The sequence below is a fragment of the Cellulomonas bogoriensis 69B4 = DSM 16987 genome, assembly GCF_000767165.1.
GTDB lineage: Bacteria > Actinomycetota > Actinomycetes > Actinomycetales > Cellulomonadaceae > Actinotalea > Actinotalea bogoriensis.
Window position 1 is genome coordinate 1 of record NZ_AXCZ01000088.1, and the last position, 11,300, is coordinate 11,300.

The following is an 11,300-nucleotide window of genomic DNA, read 5'->3' on the forward strand; positions in this document are numbered from 1 at the left end:
CCCGCCCCACAACCGGTCCAGGACCCCGCGCGCCCGCCACGCCAGCGACCACGAGTACCAGCCCCGTTCCCCACCGACGGCCTGCAGCACCTGCCACACCGCGTCGGCCGGGGCCTGGACCCGGGTGCGGCGCTCGTCCCGGTACAGGGTGCCCCCGGCCCAGTCGGGGTCGCTGGGCAGCGGGTCGGACGGGGCGCCGGGCACCGACGCCGAGGACCACCGGGTTGCGACGTCGGCCTCACCGATCCGTTGCAACGCGAGCCTCACGGACTCGTCGAACCCCAGCAGCCCCTCGGGCGGGTCGGGCACGTAGGTGGCGATGTCGTGCTCGTCGCACACCACCTCGTGCACCAGCGACTCCACGAGCGGGCGGGCCAGGGGCCCGGGCACCGGCGTCACCAGCGACACCCACAGGCTGGACAGGCGCGGGGACAACGCACCGACACCGAGCACCACCCGGGGCCTGAGCCCCGCGACGGCGGCGTACCGTTGCATCATGTCCCGGTAGCGGAGCACCTGCGGCCCACCGATGTCGAACGAGCGGTTCACGTCCGCGGGCATGGTGGCGCTGCCCACCAGGTACCGCAGCACGTCCCGGATCGCGATCGGCTGGACCCGGTTGTCCACCCAGCGCGGTGTCGTCATGACCGGGAGCCGTTCGGTGAGGTAGCGCATCATCTCGAACGACGCCGAGCCGGACCCGATGATCACCGCGGCGCGCAGCACCGTCGTCGGGACCCCGGAGGCCAGCAGGATCTCGCCGACCTCCTTGCGTGACTCCAGGTGCGGGGAGAGGTCCTTGCCCTCGGGGTACAGGCCCCCCAGGTACACGATGCGCCGGACGCCCGCCTCACGTGCCGCCTGCGCGAACGTCAACGCGGTCCGCCGGTCGCGGGCCGCGAACCGGGGCCCGGTCCCCAGGGAGTGGATGAGGTAGTAGGCGACGTCCACCCCGTCCAGCGCGTCGCGCACCTGGTCCAGGTCACCGGCGTCGGCCTCGGCGAGCTCCACGTCGTCGGCCCAGGGACGGCCCTGCAACCGGTGGGTGCGTCTGGCGACCGCCCGCACCTGGTGTCCGGCGGCCAGCAGCTCGGGCACCAGACGCCCACCCACGTACCCCGTCACACCCGTCACCGCGACCCTCGTCATTGCCTGAGCGTAGGCACCGGGGGGCGCTCTGGCGCGGGGAACCGTTCCTGTGGTGGGTCCGGCCGGGCGCGCTTACGTTGCCTGGACGGGCCGTCAGAGAGGGGACGTCGATGTCCGCCACACGTGCACCTGGTGGTGCCGAGCAGTACGACACCCGCCGGGCGGTGCTCCTGGCGACCGCGGCGGCCCTGGGCGGGTTCCTCTTCGGGTTCGACACCGCGGTGATCAACGGCGCCGTCGGTGCCATCCGGGAGCAGTTCCAGATGGGCGCGGGACTCACAGGGTTCGCCGTCTCCTCCGCGCTGCTGGGCTGTGCGGCCGGGGCGTGGTTGGCGGGGCGTCTGGCCGACCGGCAGGGTCGGGTGCGGGTCATGCTGCTCGCGTCCGCGCTGTTCACGGTGAGTGCGGTGGGGTCGGCGCTGGCCCAGGGCCCGTGGGACCTGGTGCTGTGGCGGGTCGTCGGCGGGTTGGGGGTCGGTGCCGCGTCGGTGATCGCCCCCGCGTACATCGCCGAGGTGTCGCCGGCGACGATCCGCGGCCGGCTCGGGTCGTTGCAGCAGCTGGCGATCGTGACCGGGATCTTCGTGGCGTTGCTGTCGGACTACGTGATCGCCGCTGCTGCCGGTGGGGCGGCCGAGGTGTCGTGGTGGGGCCTGGAGGCGTGGCGGTGGATGTTCCTCGCCGAGCTGGTGCCCGCCGTGACCTACGGGGTGCTGGCGTCGCGTCTGCCCGAGTCACCCCGGTACCTGGTGGCGCGGGGTCGGGAGGACGAGGCGCGTGCGGTGCTGGGCAGCGTCCTGCTGACCGGGGTGGACGAGCGCCTGCGCGAGATCGCCCGCACCGTGGCGACCGAGTCCCGCTCGCGCCTGTCCGACCTTCGCGGTCCTGCGCTGGGGCTCCTGCCGATCGTGTGGGTGGGTGTGGGCCTGTCGCTGTTCCAGCAGTTCGTCGGCATCAACGTGATCTTCTACTACTCCTCGACGCTGTGGCAGCAGGTCGGGTTCAGCGAGGACGACGCCCTGCTGCAGACCGTCATCACCTCGGTCACCAACATCGTGGTGACGATCGTGGCGATCGCGCTGATCGACAAGGTGGGGCGCCGACGCCTGCTGCTGGTGGGTTCGGCGGGGATGTTCGCGAGCCTCGCGGCCCTGGCGGTGGTGTTCGCGACCGCCCCGGTGACCGAGACCCTCGCCGAGGACGGCTCCCTGGAGCGCGTCCCGGTCCTGGAGGGCGCGGCGGGCCCGGTGGCGCTGGTCGCGGCGAACCTGTTCGTGGTGTTCTTCGGCATGTCGTGGGGCCCGGCGGTGTGGGTGCTGCTGGGGGAGATGTTCAACAACCGCATCCGGGCGGCGGCCCTGGGTGTCGCGGCCGCGGCCCAGTGGGCGGGCAACTTCCTGATCTCCACGACGTTCCCGGGCCTGGCCGACCTGAGCCTGGGGCTGGCGTACGGGGTCTACACGACGTTCGCGTTGCTGTCGTTCTTCTTCGTGATGAGGTTCGTGCCCGAGACCAGGGGCAAGGAGCTGGAGGACATGACCTGAGGCCAGGCCGGGCCATCCCAGCAGCTCCAGGACCGCGCGCTGGGCGCCGCCCCGCGCCTGGCGCGCCTCAGGAGGGCACGCGCACCATGCCCTCCTGGGCGATGGATGCCACCAGGGTCCCGTCCTGGGTGTAGACGGCGGCGGTCCCGAGCCCGCGTCCGCCGTGCGCGCTGGGCGCCGCCTGGACGTACAGCAGCCACTGGTCCACGCGCACCGGCCGGTGCCACCACATCGCGTGGTCCAGGCTCGCGACGGACAGCCCCGGCGAGGCCCAGCCCTGCCCGTGGCGACGGAGCACCGGTTCGAGCATCACCTGGTCGCAGGCGTAGGCCAGGAGCGCCCGGTGCAGGGCCTGGTCGTCCGAGGGGACGGGGCCCCGTGCGCGCATCCACACCATCTGGCGGTCGGTGCGTCCGGCGGCGGGCGCCAGGTACAGGGACTCCTCGATGTGCCGCAGGTCGAACGCGCTGGTCTGGGTCCAGAACGCCGCCACGGGGTGGTCGACGGGTGCCAGGACCTCCAGCGCACTGGTGACCTGGTCCGGTGGGGGGACGTCCAGGGGCGGGGTGTCGGCGTGGTCGACCCCCGGCTGGTCCTCCTGGAAGGACGTGATCATCGACAGGATCGGCACCCCGTGCTGCAGGGCGTGGGTGCGGCGCGCGCTGAACGACCGCCCGTCCCGCATCCGCTCCACCGCGAAGGTGATGGGTGCGTCCACCTCACCTGCCCGCAGGAAGTACCCGTGCACCGAGTGCGGGTACCTGTCGCCGTCGACGGTGCGGGCGGCGGCGAGCAGCGACTGGGCGAGCACCTGGCCCCCGAACACCCGGCCACCGGGCTTGGGCAGGCTTGCCCCGGTGAACGTGTCCTCGTCGAGGCGCTGGACGTCCAGCACGTCCAGGACGGTGCGCAGCGGGTCGGGGCTCATCTGTGCTCCAGCGGGTGGGGGTCGTCGAACGTGTTGACCATCGAGTGCGCGGCGCGTTCCAGGTAGTCCCACAGGGTCGCGCGGGCCAGGGGCGGCAGGTCGACGGCGTCCAGGGCGGTGCGCATGTGCGTCAACCACCGGTCCCGGGCTGCCGGGCCCACCGGGTAGGGGGCGTGCCGCATCCGCAGACGGGGGTGGCCGCGCTGGTCGCTGTAGGTGGTGGGGCCGCCCCAGTACTGCTCCAGGAACAGCCGCAGGCGTTGGGCGGCGGGCTCGAGGTCCTGCTCGGGGTACATGGGGCGCAGCAGGTCGTCGCGGGCGACCTCGGCGTAGAACACCTCGACGAGGCGGCGGAACGTGGCCTCGCCGCCCACGGCACGGTAGAAGGACTGGGGCTCGGACGTCACGGGCCCATTCTCACCCAGCTGCGGTGCGCGCAGGGCCGGGGTCGTGGTCGCGCGGACCGGTGGACGCCTGACGGTGCTCGCCGTGGTGTGGTTAGTGTTGTCCTCGGAGCGCACGCCGCGCCCCGCGCGCACTCAGGAGGCCCCCGTTGAGCAAGGCTGAGCAGATCCTCGCAGCTCTGGGTGGCGACGCGAACGTCGTCGACCTGGAGCCCTGCATCACCCGTCTGCGCGTGGAGCTGGAAGACCCGGCCCTGGTGGACGAGGCGGCGCTGAAGGAGACCGGTGCGTTCGGTGTCGTGCGTTCGGGTCGTGTGGTCCAGGTCGTGGTCGGCCCTGAGGCCGACACCCTGGCCTCAGACATCGACGACCTGCGCTGACCTCTCGCCTCGGCGGTCCTGGGGCCGTCGTCCTGAGCCCGGTCGACGGCCGGGTCCTGCTGCCCGGCGAGGTCCCGGATCAGGTGTTCGCCCAGGAGCTCCTCGGCCCGGGTGCCGCGGTGGACCCCGGCTCCTCGGGGCCCGGGACGGTGCTCGCGCCGATCAGCGGGACGGTCGTGTCGCTGCACCCGCACGCGTTCGTCGTGCAGGGGGAGGGGCTCGCCGTCCTGGTCCATGCCGGGATCGACACGGTGACGTGCAAGGGCGAGGGCTTCACGACACTGGTGACTGCCGGTGAGGAGGTCTCCGGTGGCGACCCGGTGCTGACGTGGATGCCCGCGGACGTCACCGCACGGGGCCTGTCGACGGTGTGCCCGGTGGTGGTCCTGGAGGGCCAGGCCGAGGAGGTCGGCGTGCTGACGGGCGCGGGCGGTGTGGTCCGTGCGGGTGAACCGCTGCTTCGGGTGGTGCCGGGCGGGGTCTGACGGTCCTCAGGTCCGGGACTCGTCGCCGGTGGCGTCGTCGTCGGCGGGTTCGTCGGCGGCGGGGTCGTCGTGGCGGTGGAACTCACGCTCGACCAGGACCTCGCGTCGTTCGAGGGCCAGCGGGATGCCCTCGGCCGCGAACAGGTCGCGGATGTGGCGGCGGAGCACCCGTTGGATGCGCCACTGCTGGGCGGGGGCCGTCTTGACCATGAGGCGCAGCCGTACGGACTCGGCGGTGAGGTCCTCGTACCCGGTGACCTCGGCGTCGGCGAGCAGCAGCCGGCCCAGCTCGTCGTCGTCGGCGACCTCTGCGGCGGCGGTGCGCATGAGCTCGATCGCGCGGGGCACGTCGGCGTCCGGGGTGACGAGCACCTCGATGAACGCCTTGGACCACCCCTGGGTCATGTTGCCCACACGCATGACCTCGCCGTTGCGGACGTACCAGAGGGTCCCTGACAGGTCGCGCACCTGGGTGACGCGCAGGCCGATGGCCTCCACCACACCGGACGCCTCACCGAGGTCGACCACGTCACCGACGCCGTACTGGTCCTCGACGAGCATGAACAGGCCCGACAGGAAGTCCTTCACGAGGGTCTGCGCACCGAACCCCAGGGCCACGCCCGCCACCCCGGCGGAGGCGAGGAGCGGGCCCAGGTCCCAGTCGTGGATGTTCGCCAGGGCGGTGAGCACGAGGATCGCGATCACCAGGCCTGCGGCGGACCGGAGCACCGAGCCCATCGTCTCGGCACGCTGCACGCGACGGGCGATGATCAGAGGGTCGGACTGCGCGGCGAGGCCCGTCCGGCTCAGCAACCGGCCCGCGTGCTGGCGCACCGTCATGCCGCCGTCGACGATCGACCGCACCACCCGCCGGATCACCCACCGCGCGGCGGCCAGCAGCAGCAGCCCGACCAGGACCGCGATGAGGCTCTGCAACGGCGTCCCCATGAACCACCCCCAGAATCGTGCGGCCAGCCGTGCCCACGCGCCGGGGTCGCTGATCGACTGCGGGTCCAGGTCCATGTCGAGCACTCCGGTCACCCCGGAACCATAGGCCGACGGCGTCGTGCCCCACCATCCGCCCTTGTCGTCGCTCCTGGGGTTGTGAGGGTGGGTGGTGCTGCCGGGCGCTAGGCCGAACGGGTGAACGTTCCTGACCGGCCTAGGGTCATGGGTGAGATGACCGCTACGGTTCTGCCACCGCAGGCTCTCGGGTCCGCTGGGGCCGGGTCCAGGAGGATGTCCGGTTGGCATGGGGCCCTCTGACCGAGAGGCCTCGTGAGCTGCGGGAGCGGGCGGAATGAGCGTCCTCATCGGTTTTGTCGGCATGCCTGGACGGTGGCGGGGCAGGGCTCTGTTCGTCGCGGCGGTGACGGGTGTGACCGTCGGGGTCACGGGGTTGAGCCCTGTCACACCGGCTGTGGCTGCTCCGGAGGAGCCTCCCTCTCCGGAGGTCGTCACCCCAACGGGCGACTTGACGGCCCCGGACGCGTTCTCGGCGTCGGCGAATGCTCGCATCACTGGTCAGCGCGTCGAGGACCTGTCCCAGCGCACCGAGCACGAGTCGGTGTACGCCCTGCCGGACGGGTCCTGGCAGGCAGCGATCTCCACGGGGCCGGTGTGGGTGCGGCAGGGCGGTGACGGGACCGCGGTGGAGGACTGGGCGCCTGCGGACGCGACGTTGAAGCGCGCGGGTGAACAGTTCAAGCCAGTCGCGCACGTGGGAGATCTGACGATCTCCGGTGGTGGTACCGCGCAGGACGGTGCGGTGGTGGTGGCGGCCCTCACCGATCCGGGCACAGGGGTCACGAACGAGCTGACCTGGCCGGGTGACCTGCCGGAGCCTCAGGTCGTGGGGCCGCGTGCGACGTACCGGGACGTGCAGCCGGGGATCGACATGGTCCTCGAGGTGACCGGTACCGGTGTGGAGCAGTTCTTCGTGGTGAAGGAGCGCCCTTCTGCGGAGGCGGGGGCGGGGCTGGCGCTGCCGGTGGGGCTGGTCAGCGACGGGGCGGACGCCCAGGCGGACGCCGCTGGTGCGGTGGACATGGTGACCCCTGAGGGGCAGACCGTGGCGAAGGTGGCCGCCCCTCAGATGTGGGACGCGGACCACGACGCCCTGCTGGTTGCACCCCTCGCGGCGGACTGGGACGGTCGCGGTGTCCCGGAGCTGTGGGCCAACGGTCTGACCGTTCCTGGCGGTGATGACGCCGATGCTGAGGCCGGCGGGCAGGACGGTGACCCTGAGGGTGTGGGCCGTAGTGCGCCTGTGCCCACGGAGGTCGAGGTCGTCGATGGTGACGCCGAGATGGTCCTGACGCCTGGTGAGGATTTTCTGCTCGATCCGCAGACGGTGTTCCCGGTGGTGGTGGACCCGTCGGTGAACCTGACGATGTCGTTCGACACGTTCGTGCAGTCCGACCACACGTGGGACAACTCGACCGCGACGGACCTGCGGATCGGGACCCATAACGGTGGGTCGGCCCGGGCCCGGTCGTTCTTGACGGTGGGAACGTCGGCGATCAAGGGGAAGCACGTCACCTCGGCGGAGCTGCGGTTGTACCAGTACCACTCGTGGTCGTGCACGGCGCGGGAGTGGCAGGTGTGGCAGACGGGTACGGCGTCGACGTCGACCCGGTGGGGGTCCCAGCCGTCGTGGACCAAGCGGTGGCACACCTCGACCGATACGCGCGGGTACTCCTCGTCGTGCTCGGCGGGGTGGTCCAGTGTGGGGATCACGAGTCTGGCGCGGGAGTGGGCCGGGGCGTCGGGGACGACGCACGGTGTGGGTCTGCGTGCGGCGTCGGAGACGGACAACTTCGGTTGGAAGCGGTTCAACTCGGGGAATGCCTCGAGTGGGAAGCCGACGATCGTGGTGAACTACAACTCCTACCCTGGCACGCCGAGCTCGGCGGAGATCGCTTCGGGCCATTTTCAGTGGTATCCGAGCTCGAGCGACCCGGACCGTGTGCTGTATGTGAAGAGCACCAAGCCGACGTTCTCTGCTGTGGTGAGCGACCCGGACGGGGGCAATGTCCGGGCCCGGTTCGACATCTTGTCGGGTTCGACGCTGGTGTGGGACAAGCTGAGCGGGACGTCGGTCGCGTCGGGTTCACGGTCGACGTTCAAGCCCACGTCGTCCACTCCGGCGCTGGTCGAGGGCCGGACGTACTCGGCACGGGTGTGGGGGTATGACGGGTCCTTGCACTCGGAGAAGTCGCGGGCGATGCCCACGTTCATCGTGGACACCACCGCTCCGGCGGTCCCGACGGTCACCGCCAGTGCGTACACCGACGGTCAGTGGTACGACCCTGCTCCGGCGTCGAACACGTTCACGTTCAACGCCTCGTCCACGGACGTGGTGAAGTTCGAGTACAGCCAGGACGGTGGGGCGTGGAAGTCGCTCACCGCGAACACCTCTCGCAGGGCGACGTTGTCGTGGGCGCCCAAGTCTGGTGCGCACAGCCTGCGGGTCCGCGCGGTCGACAAGGCGGGGTGGGCGTCATCGATCCGGACGTTCACGTTCGGTACCGGTGGGCCGACGTTGGGTGGACCGGCTACGGGCCTGAAGTCGACGGACCGGTTCAACGTCGTGGCGACGGCGCCGACGGCCGGGGCCGGGACGGTCACCCCGACGATCTACTTCCGCCCTTCGGGTGGGACGGACCCGGATGACTTCAGCGGGACGCTGGGGTCCACGTCGGGGTGGACCCAGGGACCGACGTTGGCGTCGGTGCCGACCGGTCAGGCGGTGTCGGTGAACCACGCGTGGTCGGCCGCTGCGGCAGCTCAGGAGCTGGGGCAGGACCGTGTCCCGCTGCTGCTGGATGTTCAGGTGTGCTTTGCCTACACCTCGCCGGCGGTGACGCGGTGCACGTGGACGGCTGACCCTGCGAGCCAGGTGACGGTGGTGCGGGTGCCGCATGCGTTCGGTGCGGCGTTCCCGGTCGCTGACGCAGGGCTGGGGCAGGTGGCGTTGTGGACCGGTGAGTTCAACACCTCGGTCACGGACGTGTCGGTGCCGGGGTATGTGGGTGACCTGTCGGTCTCACGCAGCTACTCGTCGTTGGCTGGCATGGACGAGGGTTCGGTGTTCGGGCCGGGGTGGCGTGCGTCGTTCGACGGCACCGACATCGGTGTGGCCGGGTGGGAGGTCATCGACAACACCCGCGTGGACGGCACGATCGTGCTGCTCGACGAGGAGGGTGACGTCCTGATCTTCAAGCAGCCGGGTACCAGCCGTACCCATCTGCGTACGGGGACGTACACCGCTGCGGATGCCGAGACCGCCGAGTACGGGGCGCGGTTGACGGTCTCGGGTAGCGCGATGTCGACGGTGGTGACGTTCACCGAGGACGACGGGACGGTCACCCGGTTCACGCCGGTGGCCTTCACGGCGGGCAAGACGACGCAGTTCCTGCCCTCGGCGGTGGTGGAGCCGGGCAGCGCGGGGGAGACGACGTTCACCCGGGACGCCCAGCAGCGCATCACGCGGATCCTTGCTCCGGTCCCCCCTGGGGTGACGTGCCCGGCGTCGGGGACCTTGAACCCGGGGTGCCGGGCGGTGCACGTGACGTACGGGTCGTCGACGACGGCGACCGCGGCCCAGCCGGGTGACGTGGCGGGTCAGGTGAAGGAGATCGCCTACGAGGCGTTCGACCCGAAGAAGGCGGGCATGAGCCGGGTGGTCGTGGCCCAGTACCGCTACTCGGCTGCCAAGCACCTGGTGGAGGTCAAGGACCCGCGCACCGGTCTGGTCGCGTCCTACGCCTACGAGGGGACCTCGACCTCGGGTCAGCCGTTGCTGGTGCAGGCCACCCCGCCAGGTCTGGCACCGTTCCACCTGGTCTACGGCGCGGCGAGTGTGGATGCCAAGGCGCTGACCCGGGTCGAGCGGACCGCGCCTGCTGGTGGTGGTGGGCGTGTCCGGTTGGGGACGTTCGTCTACGGGCTGGACCCCTCGGCCAGTGGGGCGCTGCCGTCGTTCGCGCGTGCCTCAGCCTGGGGTCAGGATGACGCGCCGGTGTACGGGGCTGCGGTGTTCGGTGCTGACCGCCCGGGTGTCGCGGGTTCGGGGCCGGGGGATGTGACCTCGGCGGACTGGCCGTTCGCGAGCCTGCAGTACACCGACGGGCAGGGTCGGGTGACGAACACGGCGGTGTTCGGCGCCGGTGAGTGGCAGCTGACCGCGACCCGGTACGACGAGGCCGGTCGTGTGGTCCACGAGCTCGACACCGGTGCGATGGCCCAGATCCGGTCCGCCTCTGAGGACCTGTCGGCTGCGGAGATCGACTCCTACGCCACGATCACCCGTTACAACGCCGACATCCTGGCCGACAAGGCCATCACCACCGACGCCGGCACCATCGCTGCCGGGACGGTCCTGACACCGGCGGGGACGTTGGTGACGGACACGTGGGCGCCCACGACGGAGGTGACCCGCCCGGACGGGTCGGTGGAGCTGGTCCGGCTGCACACCCACACCCGGTATGACGAGGGTGCACCGAACAACGGTGTGAACCCCAAGACCGGGCTGGCGTTCCGTCTGCCCACCACGGTGACGGTGACCGAGGCAGATCCGCTGACCGGGTCTTCGGACCTGGAGGTGGCGGTCCCTGCGGGGGAGAAGGTCGTGTCCACCTCTTCGACCGGGTACGCACCGATCGACTCCGCTGGTGTGCTGGATGCCACGTCGGGGTGGGTACTGGGGTCGGCGACCACCACGACGGTGGTGAACGGGTCCCAGCAGATCGTGACCCGCACCCGGTACGACGCTGAGGGCAAGGTGGTGGAGTCCCGCCAACCTGCCTCGACGGGAGGTGACGCGGGGACGACGGTGACCGCGTACTACACCACTGCCGCCCAGTCGGGTGCCACGGCAGTGTGTGGCGGCAAGCCGCAGTGGGCGGGGCTGGTATGCCGCACGGCCAGGGCCGAGTCCACTGCCACGGTCCCGGTGGAGGTGACCGGTGAGTACTCGATGTACCTGGCGCCTGCAGTGGTGACCGAGACCCTGGGGTCAGCGGTCCGCACCACCACGACCTCGTTCGATGCCGCTGGGCGCACCGTGGAGTCCGCGACATCGGTCACCGGTGTCGCGGGGTCGACCCCGGTGCCGGCTGCCCGAACCGAGTACGACCCCAGCACGGGCGCGGTGGTTGCGACCGTGGCCGTGGGGTCTGGTGGTCAGGTGATGGGTCGGGTGCGGCAGGGCTATGACGCGTGGGGTCGGGCGGTGACGTACACCGACACCGACGGTCGGGTCACGACCACAAGCTACGACGCGGCCGGTCGGGTGGCGTCGGTGACAGATCCGACCGGCACGTTGACCTCCACCTACGACGGTGAGGGCGAACGACGTGGGTTGGTGACCTCGCAGACGTTGACGGGTGTGGGGACGTTCCGGGCGA

At 71.1% G+C, this 11,300-nt stretch carries 8 protein-coding genes; 4 read left to right on the forward strand and 4 right to left on the reverse strand.

Annotated elements, in window-relative coordinates; genetic code table 11:
* Positions 1–1,149 (reverse strand): SDR family oxidoreductase (locus N869_RS09160; protein WP_035060566.1); only part of this gene is annotated, 1,149 nt, incomplete at its 3' end.
* Between the two features lie 110 nt (positions 1,150–1,259).
* Between N869_RS09160 and N869_RS09165 the strand changes: the two genes are divergently transcribed.
* Positions 1,260–2,693, forward strand: coding sequence for a sugar porter family MFS transporter (locus N869_RS09165; RefSeq protein ID WP_035060556.1), 1,434 nt, complete (start codon positions 1,260–1,262; stop codon positions 2,691–2,693).
* Positions 2,694–2,760: 67 nt separating this feature from the next.
* On the opposite strand, the gene N869_RS09170 is transcribed toward N869_RS09165, so the two are convergent.
* Together N869_RS09170 and N869_RS09175 are read right to left on the reverse strand one after the other, a co-directional pair.
* Positions 2,761–3,621, reverse strand: coding sequence for an acyl-CoA thioesterase (locus tag N869_RS09170; RefSeq protein WP_035060558.1), 861 nt, complete (start codon positions 3,619–3,621; stop codon positions 2,761–2,763).
* Entirely contained in the window at positions 3,618–4,028 is a 411-nt protein-coding gene (locus N869_RS09175) for a globin (protein ID WP_035060567.1), read from the reverse strand. Before N869_RS09175 ends, N869_RS09170 begins: the two co-directional genes overlap by 4 nt.
* A gap of 146 nt (positions 4,029–4,174) precedes the next feature.
* Between N869_RS09175 and N869_RS09180 the strand changes: the two genes are divergently transcribed.
* On the forward strand, positions 4,175–4,405 hold the full coding sequence (locus tag N869_RS09180; protein ID WP_035060561.1) for a glucose PTS transporter subunit EIIB: 231 nt from the start codon (positions 4,175–4,177) through the stop codon (positions 4,403–4,405).
* A 32-nt stretch (positions 4,406–4,437) separates the two neighbouring features.
* The gene (locus N869_RS09185; RefSeq protein ID WP_269545877.1) at positions 4,438–4,890 is read left to right on the forward strand and encodes a PTS sugar transporter subunit IIA; all 453 of its coding nucleotides are present in this window, start codon (positions 4,438–4,440) and stop codon (positions 4,888–4,890) included.
* A 6-nt stretch (positions 4,891–4,896) separates the two neighbouring features.
* Here N869_RS09185 and N869_RS09190 read toward each other — a convergent pair whose 3' ends face one another.
* Positions 4,897–5,931 carry a mechanosensitive ion channel family protein gene (locus tag N869_RS09190; RefSeq protein ID WP_198026020.1) on the reverse strand — a complete coding sequence of 345 codons (1,035 nt, stop codon included), beginning with the start codon at positions 5,929–5,931 and terminating at the stop codon, positions 4,897–4,899.
* 259 nt (positions 5,932–6,190) lie between these two features.
* Between N869_RS09190 and N869_RS09200 the strand changes: the two genes are divergently transcribed.
* Positions 6,191–11,300 (forward strand): DNRLRE domain-containing protein (locus N869_RS09200; RefSeq protein ID WP_198026021.1); only part of this gene is annotated, 5,110 nt, incomplete at its 3' end.